Source organism: Brevundimonas staleyi (assembly GCF_041893865.1).
Classification (GTDB): domain Bacteria; phylum Pseudomonadota; class Alphaproteobacteria; order Caulobacterales; family Caulobacteraceae; genus Brevundimonas; species Brevundimonas staleyi.
In genome coordinates, this window is sequence record NZ_CP169082.1 from 1,785,422 (window position 1) to 1,811,725 (window position 26,304).

At 68.4% G+C, this 26,304-nt stretch carries 31 protein-coding genes; 6 read left to right on the forward strand and 25 right to left on the reverse strand.

The window, feature by feature from the left end:
* Positions 1 to 67 precede the first annotated feature (67 nt).
* Positions 68 to 1,387, forward strand: a complete 1,320-nt coding sequence (locus tag ACETK8_RS08905; protein ID WP_374039143.1) for a metal-dependent hydrolase family protein — start codon at positions 68 to 70, stop codon at positions 1,385 to 1,387.
* Here the strand turns inward: ACETK8_RS08905 and lpxK are convergent.
* From lpxK to ACETK8_RS08925, 4 genes are all read right to left on the reverse strand, one after another.
* Positions 1,372 to 2,379 (reverse strand): tetraacyldisaccharide 4'-kinase, encoded by a 1,008-nt coding sequence (lpxK, locus tag ACETK8_RS08910; protein ID WP_374039144.1) that lies wholly within the window; start codon positions 2,377 to 2,379, stop codon positions 1,372 to 1,374. The two genes, ACETK8_RS08905 and lpxK, sit on opposite strands and share 16 nt — an antisense overlap.
* Positions 2,376 to 3,659 (reverse strand): 3-deoxy-D-manno-octulosonic acid transferase, encoded by a 1,284-nt coding sequence (locus ACETK8_RS08915; RefSeq protein ID WP_374039145.1) that lies wholly within the window; start codon positions 3,657 to 3,659, stop codon positions 2,376 to 2,378. Before ACETK8_RS08915 ends, lpxK begins: the two co-directional genes overlap by 4 nt.
* Positions 3,660 to 3,822: 163 nt before the next feature.
* On the reverse strand, positions 3,823 to 4,509 hold the full coding sequence (locus tag ACETK8_RS08920; protein WP_374039146.1) for a lysophospholipid acyltransferase family protein: 687 nt from the start codon (positions 4,507 to 4,509) through the stop codon (positions 3,823 to 3,825).
* A gap of 1 nt (position 4,510) precedes the next feature.
* Positions 4,511 to 6,337 carry an ABC transporter ATP-binding protein gene (locus ACETK8_RS08925; protein ID WP_374039147.1) on the reverse strand — a complete coding sequence of 609 codons (1,827 nt, stop codon included), beginning with the start codon at positions 6,335 to 6,337 and terminating at the stop codon, positions 4,511 to 4,513.
* 73 nt (positions 6,338 to 6,410) lie between these two features.
* On the opposite strand from ACETK8_RS08925, the gene ACETK8_RS08930 reads away from it, so the two are divergent.
* The gene (locus tag ACETK8_RS08930) at positions 6,411 to 7,076 is read left to right on the forward strand and encodes a fused DSP-PTPase phosphatase/NAD kinase-like protein (protein ID WP_374039148.1); all 666 of its coding nucleotides are present in this window, start codon (positions 6,411 to 6,413) and stop codon (positions 7,074 to 7,076) included.
* Between the two features lie 4 nt (positions 7,077 to 7,080).
* Here ACETK8_RS08930 and ACETK8_RS08935 read toward each other — a convergent pair whose 3' ends face one another.
* The 13 genes from ACETK8_RS08935 to ACETK8_RS08995 form a co-directional block, all read right to left on the reverse strand.
* Entirely contained in the window at positions 7,081 to 7,290 is a 210-nt protein-coding gene (locus ACETK8_RS08935) for a hypothetical protein (RefSeq protein WP_374039149.1), read from the reverse strand.
* Positions 7,287 to 7,529 carry a hypothetical protein gene (locus ACETK8_RS08940; protein ID WP_374039150.1) on the reverse strand — a complete coding sequence of 81 codons (243 nt, stop codon included), beginning with the start codon at positions 7,527 to 7,529 and terminating at the stop codon, positions 7,287 to 7,289. Before ACETK8_RS08940 ends, ACETK8_RS08935 begins: the two co-directional genes overlap by 4 nt.
* 76 nt (positions 7,530 to 7,605) lie before the next feature.
* On the reverse strand, positions 7,606 to 7,851 hold the full coding sequence (locus ACETK8_RS08945) for a DUF4170 domain-containing protein (RefSeq protein WP_374039151.1): 246 nt from the start codon (positions 7,849 to 7,851) through the stop codon (positions 7,606 to 7,608).
* A gap of 23 nt (positions 7,852 to 7,874) precedes the next feature.
* A complete protein-coding gene (locus ACETK8_RS08950) occupies positions 7,875 to 8,669 on the reverse strand; it encodes a 3'(2'),5'-bisphosphate nucleotidase CysQ (RefSeq protein WP_374039152.1) in 795 nt (264 codons plus the stop codon).
* Positions 8,666 to 10,012 (reverse strand): TldD/PmbA family protein, encoded by a 1,347-nt coding sequence (locus tag ACETK8_RS08955; RefSeq protein ID WP_374039153.1) that lies wholly within the window; start codon positions 10,010 to 10,012, stop codon positions 8,666 to 8,668. The genes ACETK8_RS08950 and ACETK8_RS08955 overlap by 4 nt, the downstream gene beginning before the upstream one ends.
* Before the next feature lie 253 nt (positions 10,013 to 10,265).
* Entirely contained in the window at positions 10,266 to 10,688 is a 423-nt protein-coding gene (locus tag ACETK8_RS08960; RefSeq protein WP_374039154.1) for an MAPEG family protein, read from the reverse strand.
* Positions 10,689 to 10,691: 3 nt separating this feature from the next.
* A complete protein-coding gene (locus tag ACETK8_RS08965) occupies positions 10,692 to 12,512 on the reverse strand; it encodes a M14 family metallopeptidase (RefSeq protein WP_374039155.1) in 1,821 nt (606 codons plus the stop codon).
* Between the two features lie 40 nt (positions 12,513 to 12,552).
* Positions 12,553 to 13,170 (reverse strand): hypothetical protein, encoded by a 618-nt coding sequence (locus ACETK8_RS08970; RefSeq protein WP_374039156.1) that lies wholly within the window; start codon positions 13,168 to 13,170, stop codon positions 12,553 to 12,555.
* Positions 13,171 to 13,238: 68 nt separating this feature from the next.
* Positions 13,239 to 13,574, reverse strand: coding sequence for a hypothetical protein (locus ACETK8_RS08975; RefSeq protein WP_374039157.1), 336 nt, complete (start codon positions 13,572 to 13,574; stop codon positions 13,239 to 13,241).
* A gap of 124 nt (positions 13,575 to 13,698) precedes the next feature.
* The gene (locus tag ACETK8_RS08980) at positions 13,699 to 14,406 is read right to left on the reverse strand and encodes a hypothetical protein (RefSeq protein WP_374039158.1); all 708 of its coding nucleotides are present in this window, start codon (positions 14,404 to 14,406) and stop codon (positions 13,699 to 13,701) included.
* A gap of 74 nt (positions 14,407 to 14,480) precedes the next feature.
* Positions 14,481 to 14,804, reverse strand: coding sequence for a type II toxin-antitoxin system PemK/MazF family toxin (locus ACETK8_RS08985; RefSeq protein WP_374039159.1), 324 nt, complete (start codon positions 14,802 to 14,804; stop codon positions 14,481 to 14,483).
* Positions 14,801 to 15,079 (reverse strand): AbrB/MazE/SpoVT family DNA-binding domain-containing protein, encoded by a 279-nt coding sequence (locus ACETK8_RS08990; protein ID WP_374039160.1) that lies wholly within the window; start codon positions 15,077 to 15,079, stop codon positions 14,801 to 14,803. The genes ACETK8_RS08985 and ACETK8_RS08990 overlap by 4 nt, the downstream gene beginning before the upstream one ends.
* A gap of 41 nt (positions 15,080 to 15,120) precedes the next feature.
* Positions 15,121 to 16,650 (reverse strand): UbiD family decarboxylase, encoded by a 1,530-nt coding sequence (locus ACETK8_RS08995; protein ID WP_374039161.1) that lies wholly within the window; start codon positions 16,648 to 16,650, stop codon positions 15,121 to 15,123.
* A 154-nt stretch (positions 16,651 to 16,804) separates the two neighbouring features.
* Between ACETK8_RS08995 and ACETK8_RS09000 the strand changes: the two genes are divergently transcribed.
* Together ACETK8_RS09000 and ACETK8_RS09005 are read left to right on the forward strand one after the other, a co-directional pair.
* Entirely contained in the window at positions 16,805 to 17,050 is a 246-nt protein-coding gene (locus ACETK8_RS09000) for a hypothetical protein (RefSeq protein WP_374039162.1), read from the forward strand.
* A 49-nt stretch (positions 17,051 to 17,099) separates the two neighbouring features.
* The gene (locus tag ACETK8_RS09005; RefSeq protein ID WP_374039163.1) at positions 17,100 to 17,498 is read left to right on the forward strand and encodes a retroviral-like aspartic protease family protein; all 399 of its coding nucleotides are present in this window, start codon (positions 17,100 to 17,102) and stop codon (positions 17,496 to 17,498) included.
* Here the strand turns inward: ACETK8_RS09005 and ACETK8_RS09010 are convergent.
* From ACETK8_RS09010 to folE, 7 genes are all read right to left on the reverse strand, one after another.
* Entirely contained in the window at positions 17,495 to 18,160 is a 666-nt protein-coding gene (locus ACETK8_RS09010) for a Pr6Pr family membrane protein (protein ID WP_374039164.1), read from the reverse strand. The genes ACETK8_RS09005 and ACETK8_RS09010 overlap by 4 nt on opposite strands.
* Positions 18,160 to 18,408, reverse strand: a complete 249-nt coding sequence (locus tag ACETK8_RS09015) for a helix-turn-helix domain-containing protein (protein WP_374039165.1) — start codon at positions 18,406 to 18,408, stop codon at positions 18,160 to 18,162. Before ACETK8_RS09015 ends, ACETK8_RS09010 begins: the two co-directional genes overlap by 1 nt.
* Before the next feature lie 38 nt (positions 18,409 to 18,446).
* Positions 18,447 to 19,292, reverse strand: a complete 846-nt coding sequence (locus ACETK8_RS09020) for an aldo/keto reductase (RefSeq protein ID WP_374039166.1) — start codon at positions 19,290 to 19,292, stop codon at positions 18,447 to 18,449.
* A gap of 73 nt (positions 19,293 to 19,365) precedes the next feature.
* Positions 19,366 to 19,788: a hypothetical protein gene (locus ACETK8_RS09025; RefSeq protein ID WP_374039167.1), complete on the reverse strand. Its 423-nt coding sequence runs from the start codon at positions 19,786 to 19,788 to the stop codon at positions 19,366 to 19,368.
* Between the two features lie 97 nt (positions 19,789 to 19,885).
* On the reverse strand, positions 19,886 to 20,623 hold the full coding sequence (locus ACETK8_RS09030; RefSeq protein WP_374039168.1) for an SPFH domain-containing protein: 738 nt from the start codon (positions 20,621 to 20,623) through the stop codon (positions 19,886 to 19,888).
* A gap of 306 nt (positions 20,624 to 20,929) precedes the next feature.
* On the reverse strand, positions 20,930 to 21,370 hold the full coding sequence (locus ACETK8_RS09035) for a biopolymer transporter ExbD (protein WP_374039379.1): 441 nt from the start codon (positions 21,368 to 21,370) through the stop codon (positions 20,930 to 20,932).
* Positions 21,371 to 21,554: 184 nt separating this feature from the next.
* Positions 21,555 to 22,169, reverse strand: coding sequence for a GTP cyclohydrolase I FolE (gene folE / locus ACETK8_RS09040; RefSeq protein ID WP_374039169.1), 615 nt, complete (start codon positions 22,167 to 22,169; stop codon positions 21,555 to 21,557).
* Between the two features lie 172 nt (positions 22,170 to 22,341).
* On the opposite strand from folE, the gene cysS reads away from it, so the two are divergent.
* Positions 22,342 to 23,751, forward strand: a complete 1,410-nt coding sequence (gene cysS, locus ACETK8_RS09045; RefSeq protein WP_374039170.1) for a cysteine--tRNA ligase — start codon at positions 22,342 to 22,344, stop codon at positions 23,749 to 23,751.
* A 212-nt stretch (positions 23,752 to 23,963) separates the two neighbouring features.
* A complete protein-coding gene (locus ACETK8_RS09050) occupies positions 23,964 to 24,314 on the forward strand; it encodes an endonuclease domain-containing protein (RefSeq protein WP_374039171.1) in 351 nt (116 codons plus the stop codon).
* 438 nt (positions 24,315 to 24,752) lie between these two features.
* Here ACETK8_RS09050 and ACETK8_RS09055 read toward each other — a convergent pair whose 3' ends face one another.
* Complete coding sequence (locus ACETK8_RS09055) at positions 24,753 to 26,036, reverse strand: lytic murein transglycosylase (protein ID WP_374039172.1); 1,284 nt, start codon at positions 26,034 to 26,036, stop codon at positions 24,753 to 24,755.
* Between the last annotated feature and the right edge of the window lie 268 nt (positions 26,037 to 26,304).

Below are 26,304 nucleotides of genomic sequence, written 5' to 3' on the forward strand. Positions count from 1 at the left end.
TTCAACCGGAGCCTTGGCCGAAATCCGCCAGCGCGTATGGTGACGCCAACATAAAAGGGAGAGGTTCATGAAGTTCGCCGCACTGGCCGCCGCCGCCGTTCTGGCGCTCGCCACGCCGTCGCTGGCCCAGCAGGGCCCGGCCTCACAGGCTTTTCCCGCCAACGGAGAAACGACGTTCGTTCAGGCCGGGCGGCTTCTGGCGGACCCGGAATCGGGCGTGGTGCTGCGCGATAAAACTCTCGTGATCGTAGGGAACCAAATCACGGAAATCCTCGACGGCTTCGTCGGCGAGGGCCCGAACGTGGTCGATCTGCGGGACTCCTTTGTGCTGCCTGGCCTGATCGACAGCCATGTCCACCTGACCTCGCAGCAGAGCCCGACGGGGCGTCTGGACGCCGTCACGCGGGATGCGGCGGACAGCGCCATCGTCGGCGCGGGCTTCGCGCGCAAGACCCTGATGGCCGGGTTCACGACCGTGGCCGACCTCGGCGGCGATAACGATGCGGTCTTCGCCCTCAGGGACGGGATCCGTCGCGGCGACGTGCCGGGACCGCGTGTCATCGCCTCGGGTTCGGCGGTTTCGATCCATGGCGGCCACGGGGACATCAACGGATACCGCGACGACATCATGCACCTGCTGTCGTCCGAGAGCGTCTGTTCGGGGCCGGAGGACTGCATGCGGGCGGTGCGGACCCAGGTCCGCTCGGGCGCTGACATCATCAAGATCACCGCGACGGGCGGGGTGCTGTCGAACACGGCGGCGGGCCTGGCCCAGCAGTTCACCGACGCCGAACTGGCCGCCATCGTCGAGGTGGCCCACCGGATGGGGCGTCAGGTGACGGCCCACGCCCACGGGGTGGACGGCATCAACGCCTTCCTGAGGGCCGGCGGCGACTCGATCGAGCACGGCACCTATCTGGACGACGAGTCGATCCGGCTGTTCCGGCGCGAGGGGACCTATCTGGTGCCGACCCTGCTGGCCGGAGATTTCGTGGCGCTGATCGCGTCGAGCCCGGGCAATTTCTTCACGCCCGCCCAGACGGCCAAGGCGCTGGAAGCCGGACCCAGGATGCTGGACATGGCGCGGCGCGCGCATGAGGGCGGGGTGCGGATCGCGTTCGGCACGGACACGGGCGTCTCGGCCCACGGCGACAACGCCCAGGAGTTCGCGCTTCTGGTTCGCGCCGGCCTGACGCCGCTGGAGGCCGTTCAGGCGGCGACCGTGGTGGCGGCCGAGCATCTGCGGATTTCTGATCAGGCCGGTACGATCGTGCCGGGCCGTCCGGCGGACATCGTGGCGGTCGAGGGCGATCCGCTCGCCGACGTTACGGCGCTGGAGCGCATGGCCTTCGTGATGAAGGGCGGGGTCGTCTACCGCAACGACTGATCGAGGAAGGCGGCGAAGCCCGGTTCGTCCTCGAACCGGGCGGCGACGGGCCAGGAGACCACACGGGTCCGCCAGTCGGGAGGCAGGCGGACCCAGTCCTTTTCGGTCGTGACCAGACCGGCGTCGAAGACCTCGGCGCGGTCGGCGAGGAAGGCGAGGTCTTCCGGTCGGTATTCCGCGTGGTCGGGGAAGGGGACGAAATCCTTCAGGGCGCAGCCGGCGGCAATCAGGGAGCGTTCGACCTTCCACGGCTTGGCGATGCCGGCGAACCCGACCTGGGGGCCGAGCGGCGGCGGGCCGGCGGGCTCCAGCCGGGCGATGAACACGGGCAGGTCGCCGAACACGGCCAGCAACTCCGGATCGGCCGGCGGGGCGTCGTCGGGCAGCAGGATCACGACCGCATCGGCGCGGGCCAGACCGGCCTTCAGCGGTTCCCGCATCGGGCCGGACGGGAAGACCGAGCCGTCGCCGAACGGCCATTCGTCGCCGCGCGTCTCGCCGTCCACGACGATCAGGCTGACGGTCTTCTTCAGAGCGGGATTCTGGTGAGCGTCGTCGAGGACCAGGGCCCTCGCCCCGCCCGCCACGGCGGCCTGCGCCCCCGCGACCCGGTCCGCGCCGATCCAGGCGGGTGCGTCGCCTGACAGCATCAAGGGCTCGTCGCCGACGTCGGCGGCGGTGTGGACGGTGGGATCGACGCGCAGCGGTCCGGTGAGCTTGCCGCCATAGCCACGCGACAGGGCGTGAGCCTCGGCGCCCGCCTGCCGCAACAGGCGCAGAACCTCGCGGGCGACCGGGGTCTTTCCGGAGCCGCCGACGGTCAGGTTGCCGATCGAGATGACGGGCACGCCCACATCGACCGGTGCGGCGCGGGCGATGCGGCGCGCGGTGGCCGCGCTCCAGATCCAGGAGGCGGGCTTCAGCAGGGTGCGGGCGACACGGCCGTGGCGGCCGTCGCGCTGATACCACCAGCGGGGGGTGCCGAGCTTCATCGGCGCACCGGCGGCAACAGGGGGTGAAGCGCGTCCCACAGGCGGTCGAGACCGGCCCCCACGTCGGCGGCGGCGCGTCGGGCGCGCTCGCCCATGGCGCGGGCGGCGGCGGGATCGGCCAACAGGGGGGCGACGACGCCGGGCAGGTCGCCGGGCGAATGGACGACGGCGAGGCCGCCGGCGCCCACGAGGTCGGCGGTCACCGCCTGCCAGTTGGAATTGTCGGGGCCGGTCACGGCGGGCTTGCCGAGGCGGGCCGGCTCCAGCGGATTGTGCCCGCCCCAGGGCTCCCGCCCCAGGAAGGAACCGAACGATCCGCCCATGACAACGACGTCCGCCAGACGCAGAAACAGCCCCAGTTCGCCCAAGGTGTCGGCGACATAGAGGTCGGTCTCGGCGTTCGGTTGGGCGCCGCGCGAGCGCAGGGCGAAGCGGTAGCCGTCGCGGGTCAGGGCGGTGGCGATCTCGGGCCCGCGCTCCGGATGGCGGGGGACCAGGATCAGGCAGAGCCGCTCGGTCAGGTGATCCAGGGCGCGGACGGTGGCGATCTCCTCGCCCTCATGGGTGCTCGCGGCGACGACCACGGGCCGGTCGCCGATGGCGGCGCTGAGGGTCGTGAAGGCGCGGGCGTCGTGGGGCAGGGCGCCGCCGGACAGCTTCAGGTTCACCAGCCCATCGACCCGCCCGCCCATGGCCTGGACCCGGTCGGCGGAGACGATGTCCTGGGGCAGGACGCAGTCGAAGGATTCCAGCAGCTTGCGGGCCGATCTTGGGAAACGCGCCCAGCCGGCGGCGGTCTTCTCGGTGATGCGGGCGCTGACGAGGGCCAGCGGGATCTTCCGGTCGCGTGCGGTCAGGATCAGATTGGGCCAGAGCTCGGACTCGACGAAGACGCCGAGCGACGGGCGCCAGTGGTCGAGAAAGGCGGCGACGACGCCGGGCGCGTCCACCGGGGCGAACTGGTGGATGACGCCGGGCGGCAGACGCCGGGCCAGCAACTCGGCGGAGGTCAGGGTGCCCGAGGTGACGAGGACGGTCAGGTCGGGCCGGGCCTTCACGAACCGCTCGACCACGGGCAGCAGGGACAGGGTCTCGCCGACACTGACGCCGTGCAGCCAGACGACCTCGCCCTCGGGCCGTTCGACCCGGGTGACGCCGAGCCGTTCGTCGACGCGGACCGGATCCTCCTTGCCCTGTTTGACGCGGGCGTCGAGCAGGCGCGGGGCCAGGGGCTCCAGCGCCCGGGTCAGAAAGCGGTAGGCGAGGAGAGGGAGAGTCATCCGACATTCTCCCAAATTCCGTCATCCTCGGGCTTGTCCCGAGGATCCATCGGTGCGGCGCGGGTGACCTTTGTCGGCAGGATCGGGATGGCGATCCAGTCGCGTCTGCGGCTGACAAATAGGCCCTCGGGACAAGCCCGAGGGTGACGGGAGAAGAGGGAGGTCACAGCCGCTCCAGCCCGGTGATCGCGTCGGCGCGCGCCTCCACGGCGGTCAGGAGCTCGGTCCAGGGGCCGGTGACTTCGGCCAGGTCGGCGCCCTCGGGATAGTGGCGGACGTCATAGACGATGGCGCCCCGGCCGAAGGGCAGGGGCAGCAGCGCGCGGTCCCAGCTGTTCAGGCGGACAGCCGGATTGCAGCTCATGCCGATGAACAGGACCGGCGCGCCTGACATCCGCGCCATCAGGGGCATCCCCTCCGCCATGACGCGGACCGGGCCGCGCGGGCCGTCGGGCGTGATGGCCAGGGCGCCGATCTTCAGCTGTTTCAGACCGTCGCGAAGCGCGCGCGACCCGCCCTTGGCGGCATCGGCCTTGTCCTTGTTGGCCGAGGAGCCGCGCACGGCGGGGAAGCCCTGCAGCGCCACGGCCTTGGCGATGAACTGACCGTCGGGGCTGAGCGAAATCAGGGCCTTGGCGGGCTGGGCTCGCGCCAGATCCCAGCAGGCAGGGCTTAGGCCGATGCGCGAATGCCAGAAGGCGCAGATGACGCCGCCGCCGTCGGACCAGACCTGTTCGGCGTGCTCGCGACCTTCGTAGGTCCAGCGGATGGTGGCGAAACAGACCTTCATCCAGGCGGCGAGGACCGAGGACAGGATGGTCTGGATCACGGGGTTGCGGAGCGGCCTCACGTCAGGCGACCGTGGCGACGGGCGGGGTTCCGTCCAGCGACTGCTGCTTGGCAAGGCGGGCGTAGAGGCCGCCCTTCTTGACCAGGGCGGCGTGGGTCCCGCTCTCGACGATCTTGCCGGCTTCCAGCACGACGATGCGGGTGGCGTGGCGGACGGTGGAGAGGCGATGGGCGATCATCAACGTTGATCGTCCGGCCATCAGACGCTCCAGCGCGGCCTGGACCAGGGTCTCGCTCTCGGTGTCCAGCGCCGAGGTGGCTTCGTCCAGCAGAAGGATCGGGGCGTCCTTCAGGAAGGCGCGGGCGATGGCGATGCGCTGGCGCTGGCCGCCCGACAGACGCATGCCGCCCTCGCCGGCGCGGGTCTGGTAGCCCTCGGGCAGGGCGGTGATGAAGTCGTGGGCGGCGGCGGAGCGGGCGGCCTCGGCGATCTGCTCCGGGGTGGCCTCGGGCCGGGCGTAGGCGATGTTGGCGGCGATGGTGTCGTCGAACAGGAAGGGCTCCTGGGTCACCAGGGCGATGCGGGCGCGCAGGTCCGACAGCGAAAGCGCGCGCAGGTCCGTCCCGTTGATCGACACCTTGCCCGAGGTCACGTCGTAGAAGCGCGGCAGGAGGCTGAGCAGGGTCGACTTGCCGCCGCCGGACGGACCGACCAAGGCGACCGTCTCGCCGGGCTTCATGGTCAGGGAGACGTCGGTGATCGTCGGGGCCGAGCCGTAGCTGAAGGTCACGTCGTCGAAGACGACCGTGGCCGGGCCGGGCGGCAGGGGCTGGGGCGCGGCGGCCTCGCGAATCTCAGGCGCGATGTCCAGCGAGGCGAACAGACGCCGCGCGGCGGTCAGCCCCTCGGCCATCACGGTCTGGAGATTGGTGACCTGACGCAGGGACTGACCGGCGGACATCAGGAGGCCGACATAGGCGGCGAAGGCGCCGACCGTCATCTCGCCCTGACGCGCCTGCCAGCCGGCATAGGCCATGACGGCGGCGACGATCAGCATGGCGACCAGGTTGGAGAAGGGGCCGGCGAAGGCGCGACTGTCGGCGGACTTGATCACGTGGCGCTGGCGGCGGTCGATGACCTCGGCGACGCGGTCCTGTTCGGCGGCCTCGCGGTTCTCGATCTTGATCAGGCGGACGCCGTCCAGGTTCTCCATCAGGGCGGTGGACAGGTTCTCGGTCTCGACCATGGCGCCGGTGGTGGCCTTCCGCATCCGCTTGCCGAAGCGGCGGATGACATAGGCGATCAGGGGCGCGCCGAGCAGGACGATGGCCGTCAGCTTCCAGTCCGACCAGGCCATGTAGAGGATGACCGCGATCAGGGTCAGGCCGTGCTGGGTGTAGTTGACCACCCCGTTGGTGAAGGCCTCGCGCACCAGGTTGGCGTCGAACAGGACGGACGAGACGAAGGCGCCGGAATGCTGGCTGCGCAAACGGGCGAGGTCGGCGCGGATCATGGCGCCGAACAGCCGGACCTGGATGTCGCCGACGATGCCGTGGCCGATGCGGTTGACCAGGGCCGCCTGACCGAGGGCCGCCATGGTCCAGATCAGGGCGATGCCGACGATGACGGCGGGGATGGCCAGCAACGCATGTTCGGGCTGGACGACGAAGACGCCGGCGACGGTGACCGGCTTCGACTGGAACATGCCGTCGATGGCGGGCTGCAGCATCTGCAGGATGGTGGCGTTGGCGATACCCGCGATGGCCGCGCAGACCAGCGACAGGATCAGCGCCGTCTTCCGGCCCGACAGATAGTCGCGCCAGATGCGACCGATCAGGGGGCGCGAGGCGGCGTCCTCCGTGGGGACTGGCGGGGCGGACGAAGTCATCCGCCCGAGGTCGGACGGCGGGGTTCGGAAGTCAAGCGATGACGCCGCCGCGTCCGCACACTATGTGGGGCCCATGGCGCGTTTCGATGTGAGCACGGAGGCCGGGCGCAGGGCGGCCGAGCGGGACTTCTTCTGGAAGGACCACGCCTTCCTGCGTCTGGCGTTCTCGAACGCTCACTGGCTGGGGCCCGATCTGGTGCGGACCAACCAGCCGTCGCCGCGCCAGCTGGAGGGCTGGGCCAGGCGGGGGATCAAGACCGTCATCAACCTGCGCGGCGAGCGGGACGAGGGCTATTACTGGCTGGAGAAGGCGGCGTGCGAGCGGTTGGGCCTGACCCTGATCGACGCGCCGCTCGATTCGCGGGATCCGCCGGAGAAGAGCAGGGTGCGCCGGGCGCGGGACCTGTTCAAGTCGATCGAATATCCGGTCCTGATCCACTGCAAATCGGGGGCGGACCGGGCCGGGCTGATGGCGGTCTTCTATCGCCACTTCCACCTCGGCGAGCCGATCTCGGAGGCGATGCGGGAGTTGTCGAAGAAATACCTGCACAGCCGCGAGGGCCTGACGGGCGTGCTGGACCACTTCCTGGAGACCTATGTGAACGAGGTCGAGCCGACGGGCGTGGGCTTCATGGAGTGGGTCGAGTCCGATGCCTATGACCCCGAGGCGATGCGAAAGGACTTCCGCGCCAACTGGTGGGGCGCCCTGCTGACCGAGAAGCTGCTGAAGCGGGAGTAGGGCTTTAACCCCAGGGGCCGGTGGGTTCGCGCTTGGGCTCGGATTCGGCGCGCTCGGCGTCCAGGCGCGCCTTGCGGTCGGCCTCCCATTGGCGGAACCATTTGGCGTAGCCGCGCTCGCGCCCCAGGATGACCAGCCACAGGGCCAGGGTGGCCAGAAGGCCGACCAGCGCCGCGATCTGGGCGCCGTCCAGGGTGGTGCCGAACAGGGTCACGAGGCGCGCTCCACCGGATGGGCCGGGACCGGCTGGGTGGCCACCGGCGGGGCGATATCCGGAGCATGGGCGAAGGGATCGTTCGCCGCCGGTTCGGCGCCGGCCGGGGTGATCGGGTCGTTCCAGGCGGTATCCTGGTCGACGATGACGTCCTGTCGGGTCGAGGGACGGCGGGTGGCGAAGGCGACGATGCCGACGCCCAGCGCCAGTAGGCCCAGTACGATCAGGGTCGGGATCATGCGAACGCTCCTAAAGTGTACGCCAGCGTAGACGAATAGAGCGCGCGCGTCGCCGCTACGGTTCCGCCTGCGACGATCAGGCGTCGCCGCGCGGGTCGATCATGCGGTGGGCGTGCAGGATGAAGAAGCGCATGTGGGCGTTGTCGACGGTGGCCTGGGCGCGGGCCTTCCAGGCGGCCTTGGCCTCGGCGTAGTTCGGGAAGGCGCCGACGAACTCGACCTTCGACAGATCGCGGAAGACCGGGGCGTCCAGATGGCGCAGCTCGCCGCCGATCACGAGGTGAAGCAGTTGCGGGTCGGAGGCGTTCGGGGCGTCGGTCATGGGGCTCTTCCGGGGAGGGAGGGTCAATTGGCCAGCGGGATAGGCGTTGTGCGCCTCAGGATCAACGGGTGGAGGCCCGGCGCGGAGCAGACGAGGCTGGCCTGACGCGGGTCCGGGCGGTTGAACGCCCAGGGCCGGCCGTGGTGATCGGACACCTTGGCGCCCGCCTCGGCGGCGATCAGGGCCCCGGCGCAGACGTCCCAGTCCCACTTCGGGGTGAGCGCGATGGCGGCGTCGAAGGCGCCCGACGCCACCAGCGCCATGCGGTAGGCGAGGGCGTTCCGCTTCTCGTAGCGCATGGGCGGCCAGGGCTCGGGCCAGTGGGGCCCCTCCATCAGCCGGGCGTCGGCGAGCACGGCGGCGTCGTCCAGCGCATCGGCGTCGGAGGCGTGGATCGCCCGGCCGTTCAGGCGGGCGCCGCCGCCCAAGGTCGCCTCATAGGTCTCGCCGGTCGCGGGCACGTGGATGACGGCGGCGACCGGCCGGCCGTCCTCGACCACGGCGATGGGCACGCACCACCAGGGCTGGTTCTTGAGGAAGGCGACGGTGCCGTCGATGGGATCGACCACGAACAGGCGGCGGCGGGTCAGGCGGTCGAGGGTGTCGGCGGTCTCCTCGGACAGCCAGCCGTAGTCGGGGCGGGCGCCGAGCAGCCGGTCTTTCAGCATGGCGTCGACGGCCAGGTCGGCGTTGGTGACGGGCGAGCCGCCGTCCTTGTGCGTGATCTTCAGCCCCCGCTCGCGCTCGGCCTCGGCCAGGGCGCCCGCCGCGCGGGCCGCCTCGACGATCAGGGCGAGATCGGCGACCAGATCGATCATTTGCCCGCGATGGCCACGCCGTCGAACAGCAGGGACGGGCTGTTGAACCCGCCCCGGAACTCCAGATCCGAGCCGGGGACGAGGCGCATCCAGAGGTCGGCCAGATTGCCGGCCACGGTGATCTCCGAGACCGGATAGGCGGCCTCGCCGTTTTCGAACCAGTAGCCCGACACCCCCGCGGACCAGTCGCCGGTGTTGCCGTTCAGCGAGGGGCCGAACATGGAGGTGATGACCAGACCGGTCCCCGCCTGACCCATCAGGCCGGCCAGATCGACCTCGCCGGGCGCGAGATGCAGGTTGTGGGTCTGGACCCCGGCCGGACCGACCAGACCGCGCGAGCCGTGGCCCGTGGTCTTCAGGCCCAGTTGGGCGGCGGCCGAATGGTTCAATAGCCAGGTGGTCAGGACGCCGTCCTCGACCAGATTGCGGCGCTCGACCGGCGAACCCTCGTCGTCGAAGGGGGCCGAGGCCATGCCGCGCACGCGGAACGGGTCGTCGATCAGGTTGAGGCCCTTGGACAGGACCGGCTGGCCCATCCGGTCCTTGAGGAAGGAGACGCCGCGCGCGATCGACGGGCCGGAAATGGCGCCGAGCAGGGGCGACAAGACCTGTGTGGCGACGCGGCGCTCGAAGATGACGGGGGCGGTGGTCGAGGCGATCTTGCGCGGGCCCAGCTTGGCGATGGCGCGGGCGCCGGCTTCCGCGCCGATCCCGTCGGGGCCGGGCAGGTCCTCCAGCCAGCGGGTCGAACGGCTCTCGCCGCCGCGCTCCATGGCGCCGTCCTTCTCGGCGATGACGCCGACGCCGAGCGAGAAACCGGTCGAGGCATAGGCGCCGTCGAAGCCTTCCGAGGTCACCAGACGCCAGCGGGTGGAGGCGGTGCCGGCGTGGCCGCCTTCGGACTTGGAGACGCCGGGCACGGCCAGGGCGGCGGCCTCGGCCTGACGCGCGGCCTCTTCCAGCTCGGCCGGGGTGCGCTCGGACGGATCGGACAGTTGCAGGTCGGGGAAGGGGCCGCGCGCCAGCTCGGCGGCGGGGACGAGACCGGCGTAGGGATCTTCGGGCGCCAGCTTCGCCATGGCGACGGCGCGTTCGACCAGACGGGCGCGGGTGGCGTCGGACAGGTCGGAGGCGGAGACGGTGGCCTGACGCTTGCCGATGAAGACGCGAAGGCCCAGGTCGCGGCTCTCCTCGCGCTCCACGTCCTCCAGCTTGCCGTTGCGAACCCCGACGGAAAGGGAGGCGCGTTCGGCGGTGGCTGCCTCGGCCGCGTCGGCTCCGGCCCTCAGGGCGGCGGCGACGATGTCGTTGAGCAGATCGGAAGCGGGGAGGCTGTCAGGCATGGCCCGATATGGAGGAGCGGGGGTCGGGCCGCAATCGTTGCTCTTCCTTTCGTCATCCTCCGGCAAGCCGCGCTTGCGGCGCAGACCGGGGGACGCTTCGTCATCCTCCGGCCGGCGAAGCCGGACCGGGGGAGGCGCCGAAGGCGATCTGTTCAGGCACGATGTCGGAAGCGGCGAACTTCGCGGCAGGTTCGCGCTCTCGCGCGCCGCTGGGTCCCCCGGTCGCTTCGCGCCGGAGGATGACGAAAGAAAATCAGCCGTGCGGCATCCCGACGAAGGCGTGGACGACCAGCATCGCGCCGGCGAACAGCAGCGGGAGCCAGGTCAGGCTCATGCCGATCAGACGCCCGGCGGTGACGCCCTTTGTGCTCAGGCCTGCCGCGTGGATCACCCGGCCCACGAACAGGAGACCACCGAGGATATGCAGGATGTAGTTCGACGCGCCGAGCAGGGTCAGGGCCAGCAGGGCCCCGACGGCGACGGGGATGTATTCGGCGGCGTTTCCGAACACGCGGCTGGCCAGCAACACCTGTTCGTTGCCGCCGTCGCCCAGCAGGACCTTGCCGCTACGGCGCGCGAAGGCGACGCGAACCCCCAGGATCACCAGCAGAACGACCATCAGGCCAGTCCACAGGGCTGTCGCCTGGGTCGGGGTCATCGAGGTCAGCACGTCCATTTTCTAGTCCTCCCGTCCGACCGGATAGAGTCGGTAGCGGGCATCATAGAACGGGGTTCGTTCGTAGAACCATGCCAAACGCGCGTCGCCGTTGGCGGCGAACTCCGGCTCGGCGGCGACCTTGGCCTCGAACTCGGCCTTCAGCGCCGGATCGGCGGCCATCATGGCCTCGGCCAGCGGGGCGATGGCATAGCCCTCGATGTATTCGACGCGGCTGAGGACCTCAGGGAACATGCCCCAGGCGAAAAAGCTCTCGGACGACTGGGGCTCGAGCAGGAGGACGGCGATGTCGCCCAGAGGCTGGTCCGTCGGCACGCGGACGGAGCCGGGGGCGAAGGTCCAGTCGCGGCGCTCGGGCGTGACCTCGGTCACCGTGGCCTGGACGTGGCCCTCGTTGGGGCGGCCCGACAGGGTCGGGTTGTTCAGGCGCAGCATCTCGACCGAGACGGAACGCGGGGCTTCCAGCGTCTCCATCGTCAGGCCGTGAATGCGCAGACGTTCGATGATGTCGGTCCGGTAAGCCGGCACCCAATAGGCGGCCGGCCGGTTCAGGCGAATGCCGGCGCGCGAGCCGTAGTAGGGCAACTGCCACAGCTCCGGATCGGGACGGCCCAGCCAGCGGACCTCCTGACGGCCGGACGCAGGGCTGTCGTAGGTCTCATAGAGCATGCCCTTGAAGGCGCGGGTCTGGTGCGGGACCGGGTCGGATTCGAAATTCGCGAGGATCTCGGCCGGGCGCAGGGCGCGGTCGCTCTCGATCGCGGCCCGCAGGGGGGCGACGTTGTCGGCCAGGATGCGAAGGCTGGCCTCAAGGAAGACGTAGGTGCCCAGCACCCGCTGCTCGTAGGGTTTGAGGCTGTGGTTCTCGATCAGGATGGTCGGGACATGGGCCGCGTCGCCCCAGCCGTTGGAGAACCGTTCGCCCAAGCCGCCGTCGTTCAGACCGGCGCGCGGGTTCTGATCGTCGATGCCGAAGACGAGCGGGCCGGGGATATGGCCCTGATCTTCCAGCGCTTCGTTCATCGCGGACTTGAAGACCGTGTCCAGCCAGCGGGCGCTGGACGGCGAACGGCTGAAGGCGTCGAACTCGCCGTTGAAGCCGTAGGTGACGTCGTACTGGTAATCCATCCCGTCGGTGACGTGGATGTCGAGATAGAGGTCGGGCTTCAGGCCGTTGATGAAGGCGCGCAGGGCCTGCATCTCCGGCTGGTCCAGCTTCATGAAGTCGCGGTTCAGGTTCTGGTTGGTGCCGGTGTTGCGCCAGCCCTGGATGCGGGGGCCGCGCTGGTTCGGGCGGCTGTAGGGGCTGGCGCGCTCATGGCCGTCGACCGACAGGATGGGGATGAGGACCAGGTTGGCGTGGTCCAAGAGGTCGCCCTTCGACCCGAAAGCCATGTCTCGCAGCAGCATCATGCCCGCGTCCTTGCCGTCGATCTCGCCGGGGTGGATGCCGGCCTGGGCCAGCAGGACGGGCTTGGACGGATCCAGCGTCGCGCCGTCCCTGGAGGCGATGACGGCGTAGATCGGACGGCCCTCGGGCGAGGTTCCGAACTGTTCGATGCGGATCAGGTCCGACGCCGCATCCAGCCGGTCGAACCAGGCGCGGGTGTCGGCGTAGTCGGGGCTGAAGTCGTGCGCCGGATCGCGCTCGAAATCGGTGATCCAGGGGTTGGAGGGTTCGGCCAGCAGCGCGCGGCTGGCGCCGTTCCACTCCAGCGCGGGCGGCAGGAAGGGCTGGTCCCAGGGGGCGGTGTTGGTGACGGACTGGGACATGGCGGGGCTCGCGAAGGCCGCGATCGCGGCGAGGAGAAGGGCTTTGCGCATGGCCCCGTTCATCCGCCCTGCGGCGCCCGCTGGCAAGCCGTCATCCGGTCGGCGTGGACCATCCTCCGCTTGCGATCAGGGCCAGGGCAGCCCGGGCCACGTTGAACAGGCTGTAGACCACCAGAGCGATCAGGGCGCAGCCCGCGAGCTTGCGCGGCGCGAAGGCCGCCGCCGCACTGCCCAGGCCGAAGACGGCGAAGCCGATCCACAGCCGCGCGGTGGACAGGGAGGCGAACCCTGCATCGACCGTCATCAGGGCAACGAACAGGGCGCCGACGATGACATTGGCGGCCAGAATGCAGCTGAAGATCAGCCGCCGATGGGCCCAGAAGTGGTTGTCCAGATCGATCTTCTCTTCCACGCCCTCGGCCGTGACGCGCGGGAAGGTGATGCTGGCGGCGATATAGAAGGTCGCGGCGACGATCAGCCCCACGAACAACAGCGCCAGATTGAACGGCGCGCCCCGGAAGATGACCCAGGCTTGGCTCCAGAAGGTCGCCACGTCCATGGCCACGAACAGGGCCAGCATCGGCGTCAGCCAGCCGAACCGGACCCTGTGGCGCTCATGCAGCACACGCGAGAAGCCGCCCACCAGTTCGGCGACGGACAGGCCCAGCAACAGGCCGTAGAAGCTGAAGAAGAACTCGAACGCGCTCACGGAATCCCCCGACCTTGGCCGTGGGGACGCTAGCGAAGGCGAGGGACGGGGTCACCCCCGTCCGACCCTTAACCGCGACGGTCGCGCTTGGCCTGGAGGCGGTCGACGGTGGCCTGTTCGTCGTTCAGCCGCTCGCGCAGGTTTTCCAGGCTGGCGCTCTGGGCGGCGGTGGGCTCGGCGACGGCTTCCAGTTCCTCGATCTGTTGCGTCAGCTCGAAGACGGCGTCTTCGGCGGCGAACAGGCGGGCCTCCTCGCGCTCCGACAGCGCCGGGCGCGGGGCGGAACGCAGGCGACGGGTGTCACCGCCGCGACCGGCCAGGACCTGGGCGTCGGCGGGGGCGGGAACTGCGGCGGCCATCGGCGCGGCGAGGGCGATGGCGATGGCGACAGCGGTGAACTTCATTGGGATGCTCCGGAACGAGGATCGGACGCTATCCGCAAGATTGCGATCTTGTCATGTGAAAATCGCATTCCGGACACATTTTGTGTGCGCTGCACCATCGCGCCGTTGGGGCAGACCTTCCATGTCAGCGCCAGTCGGCGGGCAGGGGCGCGCCTGGGTCCTGTAGCGGACCCACATAGCGGCCGTTGGATCGGCGCTGAGCCTCCATCTGGGCCCGTGTGGGGCCGGCGGGGCCGGTGATCTGGCGGAAGTCGGCCTCCCAGCTAGAGCGGGCGCGCGCCACCTCGGCGGACCACTGGCTTTCGCTCAGACCGGCCGGGCGCTCCGGCGACAGGGGCATGCGGCGCTCGTAGCTGATGGCGCGACGCGTCGTTTCCAGCCAGGCGTCGAAGTCGGACCCCAGCCAGTCGTTGATCGTCGCGCCGACGGAAGAGTTCACCCCGCCCCGGAACGGCCCAAGCTGAGGATCGTGGGCCAGCCAGGGCGCGGTGCGGATCTGGAACAGGAAATGCCAGAAGGCCGCCTGCTGACGGTCGCCCCGCTCCCACAGGTATTTGGTGACATAGACATAGGCCTCCGGCTTGTAGGCCGCCGGATTGGCCAGGATGGCGCGGGCGATGGAGGCCTCGTCCTGCGGTCTACCCTGTGTACCAGGCTGGTTCTCCAGCGGCCGGGGAATCTCGATGCCGAGACGAGCGACCGCGGCGTCCCCGGCGTCAGGCTGGGCGACGGTCGGCGCCTCAGGCTCGGCCGTCGACGAAGGATCGCACCCGGCGGCGACCAGCCCCGCCATCGTCACGGCGGCGAGCATCAGAACGGGGGCATCGGCCATCCCTGTCTCCGGTTGTTTCGATAACAACGGTTCGGAGAACGAACGGGTTCAGGCGCGCTCGCGAAACCCCGCCCTCAGTCGGGTTCGAACATCAGGCGCAGGACGGCCAGCGTCCGGTCGAAATCGACGGGATCGAGCACGCCCAGTCTGCGCACCATACGCCCTCGGGCGACCGTTCTGATCTGGTCCGGAAGGACGCGGCCCGCGTGGTTCATGAACACCGTCTCCACCCGGAAACGCGCCTTGGCGTCTCCACTGCTGAGCGGCGCGACGATGTAGACGTCGTGGTGACTGAGCCGGTCGGGCGAAACCACGACGCAGGGGCGCGTCTTGCGGATCTCGCCGCCTTCGGCGGGGTCGAGGCGTATCAGCCAGACCTCGCCTCGGGCCGGCGTCACCATTTGCCGTCCCATTCCCACTCGGCATCGGCCTCGACATTCAGCGGGGCGTCCAGCCATTCACGGCTGTCTTCCGACAGCCCCTGTTCGCCCAGCCTGCGCGAATCCTCTTCCCAGCCGTCGCGGGGGTCGCTCTTCACCGCCTCGATCCGGACGGTCGAGCCTTCGGTTATGAACTCCACCGTGTCGCCCAGCTTGGCGCCGAGCGTCTCCAGGACCGGCTTGGGCAGGATGACGCCCGCCGAGTTGCCGATCTTCCTGATTGCCGAGCCCATGACGATCTCCGTTACAACGAAGTTATAACGTGGCCGGCGCTCTATTTCCAGATCGGCGTTCCGTCACCCGGCAGGCCGAGCCGGTCCCATATGTCCGACACCCGCTCGACGACCTCGGCGTCCATACGGATTTCCTCGCCCCATTCGCGCTTGGTCTCGGGCGGCCATTTGTCGGTGGCGTCCAGGCCGATCTTGGAGCCCAGGCCGCTCTCGGGCGAGGCGAAGTCCAGATAGTCGATCGGGGTGTTCTCGATCAGGGTGATGTCGCGGGCCGGGTCCATCTTGGTCGAGACGGCCCACATGACGTCCTTCCAGTCGCGGGCGTCGATGTCGTCGTCCACGACGATGACCCATTTGGTGTACATGAACTGTCTGAGATAGCTCCAGACGCCCAGCATCACCCGTTTGGCGTGGCCCGGATAGGCCTTCTTCATCGACACCACGGCGATGCGATAGCTGCACCCCTCGGGCGGCAGCCAGAAGTCGGTGATCTCCGGGAACTGGGCGCGCAGCAGGGGGATGAAGACCTCGTTCAGCGCCTCGCCCAGCACCGAGGGCTCGTCCGGCGGGCGGCCGGTGAAGGTGGTCAGATAGATGGGGTCGCGGCGCATGGTGATGGCCGTCACCTGGAAGACCGGGAAGGTCTCGACCGAGTTGTAGTAGCCGGTGTGGTCGCCGTAAGGGCCTTCGTCGGCGTGCTCGTCCAGCAGGACGTGGCCCTCCAGCACGATCTCGGCCTGGGCCGGGACCATCAGGGGCACGGTCTTGCAAGGGACCAGTTCGGCCTTGGCCCCGCGCATCAGGCCGGCGAACTGGTATTCGCTGAGGGTGTCCGGCACAGGCGTCACGGCGGCCAGGATGGTGCCCGGATCGGCGCCCAGCACGACGGCGGCGGGCAGGGGCTCGCGCTTTCCGGCCTTCTTGTGCCGGGCGTAATGCTGGGCCCCGCCGCGATGGGCCAGCCAGCGCATGATGGCCTTGTCCTTGCCCAGCACCTGCATGCGGTAGATGCCCAGGTTGAAGTCGTCCTCGGCGCTGTCCGACGGCCCCTTGGTGACGACGAGGCCCCAGGTGATCAGGGGCGCGGGCTCGCCGGGCCAGCAGGTCTGGATCGGCAGGGACGTCAGGTCGATCTTGTCGCCCTTCAGGACGACCTCCTGCACCGGCGCCGACTTCACCACCTTGGGCCGCATCGACATGACCGTCTGGGCCAGAGGCAGCATCTCCATGGCGTCGCCCAGACCGCGCGGCGGGGTGGGATTGCGCAGGAAGGCCAGAAGCTCGCCGACTTCGCGCAGTTCGGCGGCGGTGGTGCGGGCCTTCTTCTCCAGCGTCACCCCCATGGCGACCCGCTTCACCGTGCCGAACAGGTTGGCGAGCGCTGGGATGGGGCTGATGGAGCCGTCGGGCATGACGGGCTTCTCGAACAGGACGGCCGGGCCGCCGTTGCGGAGAAGGCGGGTCTGGATTTCCGTCATCTCCAGCACGGTGGAGACGGGCTCGGTCACCCGCACCAGTTCTCCGTCCGCCTCCAGTTGGGCCATGAAGTCGCGCAGGGATTTGTAAGCCATACGATCGCTTAGGCGGCGAAGGACGCGATCTCAATAGCGACACTTGTTCACAAGTCTTAACGCACGTTTACCCGATTTTCGGCGACTCGGGCATGCTGCGCGTTGTCTTCTGACTCAAGCGATTCTGTAGGAAAGGCTGACTGGAGGCTGTCCAATGAGCGTGCTCAGTGCGGATATCGCCCGTTTCGAGGCCATGCGAACTGATTTGGAGCATCGCCACAAGTTGAAGTGGGTCGTGTTCCATGAAGGGGAACTGATCGACATCTACTCAGACTTTGAAGCTGCGGCTTCGGATGCGATCGATCGGTTCGACACCGGCCCATTTTTGATCCGCCAGATTGGCGCTCCGCCACAGACCCATTTGATGGGCGGCATGGTGTTCACCCACGCGAATGCCTAAGGAGTCGGTCGGCTTCAGAAACGGTACGGGAGGCCTGAGCGCCGCCGATATGCTGGTGAAGATCGGCCCTACGGTTCACGTCGATATTGGTCGGAAGTCGCAATCCGCGCCGGGAGAACCGCCAGACCTGCCCGGCAAACGCATCAAAGCCATGATTGACACCGGTGCAGGCGGTGACTGTATCGACGAGCGATTGGCCGAAGAACTCAGGCTGCCGATCTCATCAACAGGCATAATCAGCGGCGTTGGTGGAACGCACGAAGCGCTGATCTATACGGCCCGACTTTATGTTCCGGCCTTGGACAGGCTGCTTTTTCAGCAGTTCACCGGCGTGAAGCTATCGGAAGGCGCCCAATCGCACCGGGTGCTACTTGGGCGGACGTTCTTGCGTCACTACCGAATGACCTATGACGGCTTCACTGGGCAAGTCGAACTTTCGACCGACTAGGACGGCGTGAGCGAACTGTCACCCTTGCCGAGCGCCGAGAGGGCGCGGTCCAACGCCACGACGATCAGGCCGAGGATCAGGAAGAGGGCCAGGAGGGCTGCGAAATTGACCAGGGCGGGGCTCCAGCCGAGCGCGCCGATGTCGATGAACCAGTAGGGATACCAGCCGACGATCTGGCCGTGGATCGCGGTCCACAGGCCGTAGAGTAGGGGATAGGTCAGCCACTTCGCCGGATCGATCCAGCGCAGCCGCCCCTTGGGCACGAACAGCAGCCAGTCCAGCACGAAGGCGATCGGCATGACGGTGTGCAGGATCTGGTTCACCACCGCCAGCGCGCCCTGCGGGTTCCAGGTCGCGGCGAGCAGGGCGTGGTACACGATGCCGACGACGGCGATATACATGGCCACGGCGGCGCGGACGCCCTCGGTCGCCGTCCAGCGGCCCAGCCGACTGTCGGGAAACAGGGCGGGCGCCGTCAGGGCCAGGGCGACCACGACATTGGTCAAGATCGTGAAATAGCTGAAGAAGACGACGGTCGATCCGAGGACCGACCGCGTGCCGCCCTTCAGCAGCAGGACGTACTGGGCGATCAGCCCGGCCCAGCCGACGAGGGCGAACAGGATGCGCCAGCCGCGCGCCGCGCCGTGCATCCTCTGGATCATCAGTAGGCCGGGCGGTCGGAGACCAGGGCCCACATGGGCAGGCGGAGCGTCCGGGTCGCCGCCGCGATCTGGAGCGTGGTCAGGTGGGCGCGGCCGGCCTCGGCGCGGCGTTCCTCTTCCGGCGTGATCTTCAGGGCGGCGGCGACGGCGTCGATGTCGACGCCGCGCTGCTCGCGCCAGTGCTTCAGGCGGGCGCCGACGGCCGCGTCATGCGGATCGATGCCGGGGAAACCGAGGACAGAACCCATCGCAACCTCCCTTGCGCGATCTCACGCCGCGCGTGGGATCAATCCTGATCCCAGGTGAAGTCCTTGTCGAGCCAGTCGCCCAGACGGCCGTCGGGGCGGGCGAGGGCGGTGATGCGGCTCATCTCCTCGTCGGTCAGGGTGAAGTCCCAGATGTCGAAGCTCTCGGCGGCGCGCTCGACCTTGGTGGTGCGAGGGATGGCGATGACCCCGTTCTGGATCAGCCAGCGCAGGGTGACCTGGCCGTTCGACTTGCCGTGAGCCTTGGCGATGTCGGTGATGACCGGATCGTCGGCGATGCTCCCTTGCGCCAGCGGCGACCAGGCGGTGATGGTCGAACCCAGCTCGGCGGCCGCGGCCTTGAGCGCATCGATCGACAGATAGGGGTGATGCTCGACCTGGTTGGTCACCAAGTGGGCGGGCGAAAGCGCCTGAATCTGCTTCCATTCCTTGGATGGGAAGTTCGACAGGCCGATGGACCGGGTCAGGCCCTTGTCCTTCGCCTCGTTCAGCGCGCCGATGGTCTCGGCGAAGCTCGGCTTCAGCTTGGGCCAGTGCAGCAGCAGGAGGTCGGGCGTGAAGCCGAGGCTGGCGGCCGATTCCTCCGCCTGACGCAGCAGGGCGTCATGCTCGAAATGGGCGACCCAGATCTTGGTGGTCAGCCAGATGTCTTCGCGCGCGACATGGCCGGCATCGATGGCGTCGCGGATGCCGTCGCCGACCGCCGCCTCGTTCTTGTAGATCCAGGCCGTGTCGATGTGGCGGTAGCCGATCCGCAGCGCCTCCGCGACCATCCGCCGCGCGTCGGCGGGCTCCAGCATCCAGGTGCCGAAGCCCAGTTGCGGAATGGTCAGGCCGTCGACGGTCAGGGACAGTTGTTCGGTCATCGGGCGGCTCCTGTGGGCATTGGGGTCACGCATATGGCGTCGCTTTCGAGGGATGCCAGACGTTGCGGTGCGATCAGCGGCCAGAGTCGACAGGGACATCCATCGTCCGCCCGGCCTCGACCGTCTCGGCCGGGCGAGTCGAGCCAGCGCGATCCATCCGGAAACGGCCCGACCAGTCGCCGGCGATATGCCACTGGCCCTCGATGCGCCGGCCTTCGTCGATCAGGGTCCCGGCGTATTCGATCTGATCGGCGCCGTCCGTGGGCGTCTTGGTGAAGACCACGGCGTCCCCCGTGACCATGCCCTCGATCTCGGCCGTCCGCTCCGGCCCGTCGTGGAGCATGTCCGGTTCGCGCACGACGCCGGTGATGACGCCGCCCCGGTCGATCAACTCGGCCACGAAGGCGGTCGGCGGCCACAGGTCGTCCGGATTGTCGGGATGGTCTTCCGGATAGAAGTAGATGCCGGTCCAGCTGCCCGCGACGGTCGCGCTCATGGGGAGACGTAGGCCTTCGACACCGACTTTGGGACCAGCTTCAGCCATCGCTTCTCCAGCGCCTTCCGCAACCAGTCGGCGTCGAGCTCGGCCGGGGTCACGACTTCGGAACGCCCGACGTGTCGCCGATGACGAGGGTGGCGTTCCGCGCCGCGCCGACGGCCTGCAACGTCCGCAACTGGGCCAGTTCGGGGTTGTCCTTCAACAGACGCGCGGCATTGGCCAGCGATCTCAGGGCCGCCTGTTCGCCCCGCGCCCGTTCCAGCGCGGCCAGACCCTCCAGACGGGCGCGCTCCACCTCGGTCATCAGGCGACGCAGCTCGGGCGGCAGGGTCAGGCCGGTCAGGGCGACCGATTCGATCCTCGCCGCGCCGATGCGCTCGCCGACCAGGGCGGTCAGGTCGGTGTCCAGCTCAGGCCCGTGGGCCATCAACTCCTCCAGCGTCCGCCCGGAGGCGAGGCGCACCAGCGCCGTGGACGTCGCCAGGTTGATCGCGGTCCAGACGGGCTCGCGCAGCGACAGGGCCACATCCTCGATCCGGTAGACGACGGTCGCGCCCAGCCGCAGCGGCGCGCGGTCGCCGGCCACCACATCGACATGACCGATCACGGCGTACTGTCGGTCCAGACTGGTGTGAACGAGGGTGACCCTGCGTGGCTGACCCCAGACGGTGTGTCGGCCCGGTTCCAGCAGACGATCGAACACGCCGTCGACATAGACCGCCGCCCGCTCCCAGGCGTTGACGCGGACGCGGCGAACCCGACCGCTCACGAAAACGATCGCGGCGACCCCGAGAATCGCCAGCACCAGCAGTCCGAACATCTGGCTCGTCATCGTCTTTACGCCTCCGATCAGGCTAACCCGGCGCCGCGACGGACAGGCGGGGACCGCGAAGGTCCGCAGAGCCTGGCCATGGCTCGTCTTTCGACCGGCGCCGGGCGCCTTTTCCAACCGTGACAAGGAGACGTCCGGATCCTTTGTGGCCGGCCGCGCCGGTGACCCGGTCGTCGCGCCTGAAGCCGAACGTAAACGGGGCGTCGAACCCCGCGGTCACCCTAGCCGCTCACGACGTGCGGCCAAATGAAAAAGGCCGCGTCCCTTTCGAGACGCGGCCCTGATCGGTGTGAAGAGGGGAGAACCCTATTCGATGTCTTCGTTCAGCAGGCCGACCTTGTAGAAGCCCTTCGCCTGCAGCTCGTTCATGACTGCCATGAAGGCGTTGTAGCGGACTTCCGGCTGGGCGCGGACGAAGATGCGCTCTTCCTGGCAAGCCGGCGAGCCGCCGCCGAGCGCGGCGCAGGCGTCGACCGCCAGGGTTTCGATGGTCGTCTGCTTGTCGGCGAGGAAGATCGAGCCGGTTTCCTGGATCGTGACGTAGACCGGTTCCTTGGGCTCTTCGCCCGTCGGCGGCGTCGCCGGCGGCAGGTCGAGGCGGATCGAAACGGTGGCCAGCGGCGCGGCGACCATGAAGATGATCAGCAGCACCAGCATGATGTCGACGAACGGCGTGACGTTGATGTCCGCGTTCTGAGAGATGGTCTTGCCACCTTGTCCACCAGGACCTGCGAGCTTGGAGCCCATGCGTTGTTTCTCCATGGAGGCTCGGGCGCAGGGGCCGGAGCGACGCGTTACGGTTCGGACGGTTTCTTGGCGTCTGCCGTCAGGCTTGTAAAGCGGTCTCGAAAGGAAGTCGGTTCCCGAACGGCGCTTTTCTCCCGAACGGGGAGAAATCCTCCTCCGCCACAGGCGAAGGAGGATGATTTCATCAACCCTTGGCGAGCTTCAGGAAACGCTCGACGAGCGCCGGATCCGACTTGAACTGGCCGGTGAAGCGGGTGGTGATGGTCGAGACGTGGCGGTGATGCACGCCGCGCGTCGTCATGCACTGGTGCTCGGCGTCGATCAGGACGGCCACGCCGGCGGGGTTCAGATTGTCTTCCAGCGCCTTGGTGATTTCCTGCGTCAGCGTCTCCTGCGTCTGCAGGCGCTTGGAGAAGATCTCGACCACGCGGGCGATCTTGGAGATGCCGACGACCTTGGCGGTCGGCAGATAGGCGACATAGGCCTTGCCCAGGAAGGGGGCCATATGGTGCTCGCAGTGGCTCTCGACCTCGATGTCGCGCAGCAGCACCATGTCGTCATAGCCCTGCACGTCCTCGAACGTGCGGCTCAGTTCCTTGGCCGGATCGGCCTCATAGCCCTCGAACCATTCCGAATAGGCGTCCACGACGCGCTTGGGCGTGTCGATCAGGCCCTCGCGATCCGGATTGTCGCCCGACCAGGCGATCAGGGTGCGAACGGCCTGCAGGGCCTCTTCGCGGCTGGGCTTGGCCACGGCGGCCTGATCACCGGCTACGGGCTTGGAAACGAAGGCGTCCATAAACGAATTGAAGCGACTTAGTAGCGCCGGAACGGGGGTTCCGGATTGACGCGCGTCGCTCTCCCTTTTCAAAGGCGTCGGCTGTTCGGCCGCGCCGACACGGCTATATGGGACGATGGGCCCATCCTGCAAGAAAACCCGCCCGCAAGAAAACCGACTGCATCAAGATCAAATGACCCTGCACATCCACGACACCCTGCGCCGCGAGAAGCGTGAGTTCACGCCGCGGAACCCCGAACGGGTGACGCTCTACGTCTGTGGTCCCACGGTCTACGACTACGCCCACATCGGCAATGCTCGCCCGCCCGTGGTGTTCGACGTCCTGGTGCGGCTGCTGCGACGCACCTATGGCGCGGACAAGGTGATCTACGCCCGCAACGTCACGGACGTGGACGACAAGATCAATCAGAAGGCGTTCAAGGAAGGCGTGCCGATCGGCGAGGTCACCGCTCGCTACGAGGCCGCCTATCTGTCCGACATGGGCCTGCTGAACGTGTCGCCGCCGGACGTCGCGCCGCACGTCACCGACCACATGGACGCCATCGTCCGCCAGATCGGCGAGATCGTGGACCAGGGCTGCGCCTATGCCGCCGAGGGTCATGTGCTGTTCGACGTGTCGTCCTACCCGTCCTACGGCGCCCTGTCGGGCCGGAACCTGGACGACATGATCGCCGGCGCCCGCGTCGAGGTCGCTCCCTACAAGAAGAACCCGCATGACTTTGTCCTGTGGAAGCCGTCGAAGGAGGGCGAACCCTCCTGGCCGAGCCCGTGGGGGGAGGGGCGTCCCGGCTGGCATATCGAATGCTCGGCCATGATCGAGCAGACCCTGGGTCTGCCCATCGACATCCACGGCGGCGGCATCGACCTGGTCTTCCCCCACCATGAGAACGAGATCGCCCAAGGCGTCTGCGCCCACGGCCACGCGCACGGCGACCACGCCCACGACGAATACAGCCGCTACTGGATGCACAACGGCTTCCTGACCGTCGATGCGGAGAAGATGTCCAAGTCGATCGGCAACGTCCTGTTGCTGCACGATCTGGTGCAGACCATCCCGGGCGAGGTGGTGCGGTGGGCCCTGCTGAGCGCCCACTACCGCCAGCCGCTGGACTGGAATCAGGGGTTGCTGGACCAGTCGCGCAAGAACCTGGACCGGCTGTATGGCGCGCTGCGTCGTGCGGCGGGCGTCGCGGCGACCGAGACCGATCCTCCGGCCGAGTTCCTGGCCTCGATCCAGGACGACCTGAACACGCCGGGCGCCATGGCCTCCATGTTCGCCCTGTCCAGCGAGATCGAACGGGCCATGACGGCGGGCGACGAGGGCGCGGCGGCGCGGGCCAAGGGCGGGCTGCTGGCCGCCGGGGCGATCCTCGGCGTGCTGCTGGCCGATCCGGACGCCTGGTTCGAAGGCGGCGCCGACGACGCCCTGAAGGCCGAGGTCGAAGGCCTGCTGGCCGAACGGGTCACCGCGCGGGCCGAGAAGAACTGGGCCGAGGCCGACCGCATCCGCGACCGCCTGACCGCGCTGAACGTCGTGGTCATGGACGGGCCCACCGGGGCCACGTGGCGGCTGAAGGAGTAGCGGGTTTCCTTCTCCCCTTGCGGGAGAAGGTGGCCGAGCCGCAGGCGAGGTCGGATGAGGGGTGACCGTAGATGTCGCCGATGAGCGTCTGCTCACCTCATCTCATTCGCATCTTCGTACCCCTCATCCATCAGCCTGCGGCTGCCACCTTCTCCCGCAACGGGAGAAGGAAAGTGGTGTTCGACCTCGCGAAACTCTCATAAGTTGTGGCGATGCTGAAGTCATCCGACCGGACGAAGGCCAGCGCGCGTAGGGAGCGGCGGGAGCCGACCCTGCCTGAAGCGATCTTCTGGAACTTCCTGAGGGATCGGCGGATGGAGGACTTCAAGTTTCGGCGCCAGATGCCGATTGGACCCTACATCGCGGATTTCGCCTGTCCGTCGATCCGGTTGATTCTGGAACTGGACGGCGGGGTGCATGACCTGCGGGTCGAACGGGACGCCGAGCGTGACGCCTGGCTGTCCGAGAACGGCTGGACGGTTCTGCGCTTTCGCAATCAGGCTGTGCTGACAAATCCGGCGTTGTTGTTTCAGGCCGTGCGAGATCACGCGGCGCGTCGATGATCCTTCTCCCCTTGCGGGAGAAGGTGGCGGGCGAAGCCCGACGGATGAGGGGTACGAGGATACAGGTCGGCTGGCGGCTCATCGGCGACGTCTACGGTCACCCCTCATCCGACCTCGCCTGCGGCTCGGCCACCTTCTCCCGCAGGGGGAGAAGGATCAATGTTGTGAGAAAATATTCTTCACCCGCCCTTGCGCCCCCACACCACCGACCCCACCTCCGTGCGAGGTCTTTGACACGTTCGAGCACACACCCACACGCCGCCCTTCAACGGCCGCCGGATTTCGCATAATCTGGCACGACCTGATCGCCAGGTGCGCCTAACTCACTGATCTTAAAGGATTGGCACGTGGCACGTGGCACGCCGAATTCGGAAACCGTGCCACTTCACCCTTGCACTGCTTGCACTCGAAATTCCGAAAACAGTGCAAGCGCAGGGATCACCGACCCGCGATCAACTCATCCGCCAGGGCCGCCGTCAGATACCCGTCCGGGATCCGGCCATGGGCGATCTGCCACTGCTTCAGCGCGCGACGCGTGCCCGACCCGACGACCCCGTCGATGACGCCCGGATCGTAGCCCGCCCGCGCCAGGGCGCTCTGCGCGCCGAACCGTTGCTCGCGCGAGATCGGGCCGTCGTTCGGCCAGGTTCCGACCAGACCCGGACGCCCCGCCACCCCGTCCGCCGTCAGGCCGATCGCCAGCGCATAGCTGACCGAGTTGTTATAGCGGCGGATGATGTAGTGGTTGGGCAGGGCCAGGAAGGCCGGGCCCCGCGCGCCTTGCGGCAACAGGACGACGCCGTTCTCCATCGCCTCTTCCGAGGTCGGGGCGCCGCCACGGGCGATGCGGACCCCGCGCTGGCTCCAGTAGCTCCAGGGACGTCCGTCGGCCTCGGCCAGGGCGTAGTCGAAATTGGCGGGCAGGGTGATTTCATAGCCCCAGCTCTGGCCGCGTTTCCACCCGGCCTGGGCCAGCAGGTTGGCGGCGGACGCCAGGGCGTCGGCGTCCGAACCCCAGATGTCGACATGGCCGTCGCCGTTCTGGTCCACGCCCAGCCGCAGATAGTTGTCCGGCATGAACTGGGTCTGGCCCATGGCGCCGGCCCAGCTGCCCAGCAGGCCCGAGCGTTCGCGGCGGCCGTCGATGACGATGTCGAGCGCGTTCTTCAGCTGGCCCTCGGCCCAGTCGCGGCGACGGCCGTCGTAGGCGAGGGTGGCCAGGGACCGGATCACATCCTTGTTGCCCTGAACCTGGCCGAAGCTGGATTCATTGCCCCAGATGGAGACCAGGATCTCGGCCGGAACGCCGAACCTCTGGGTCACCTCCCACGGCGCCGCCCCGATCCGGCGGCGGGCCTCGGCGATGCGGGCGGCCGAGGCGGCGTTGGCGATATAGGCGCCGGCCGGTCGGCTGAACTCCGGCTGGCTGTTGTCCAGGCGCACGACCTCGGGATCCGGCGTGAAGCCGGCCAGCTGCTGTTCGTAGAGCGCGCGGCGCGCCCCGCCGTGACGGGCCAGGAAGCCCTGTTTCCAGGCCTCGGCCGTGGCGTACTGCTCCGAGGACGACGAGGCGGGCGTCGGGGGCGGCGGCGTCGGGCGTGGGGTCACGGGCGCGGGCTGGCTCGGCGGGGCCGGGGTCGGGACCACGGGCGGCGCCTCGGGCAGCATCGGCGCGCAGGCCGAGACGGCGGCGATCAGAACGAGGCGATAGTCGAAGCGCATGAGGCGAAGGTTTCCCGTGGAGCTCTGGCCCGATCAAGAGCCCTGCGTTTAGCGCGCGAGTATGGCGGCGCGTTGCGGCAAAAGGGTGAACGCGGTCTCAACCGTGTTCGATTCCGCTCTTTTAAGGGATCTGCGACATTCTGTCCGCGCTCTCGGACACGGCCTGGTGGCGGAGGGGCGACGCGGCGGAGGTGCAACTCCGCAGACCCTCCGTTCAACTCGGAGGCCAGGCCTCCAAGCTCTCCTCATTCTAGTGCGCTACCGCTCG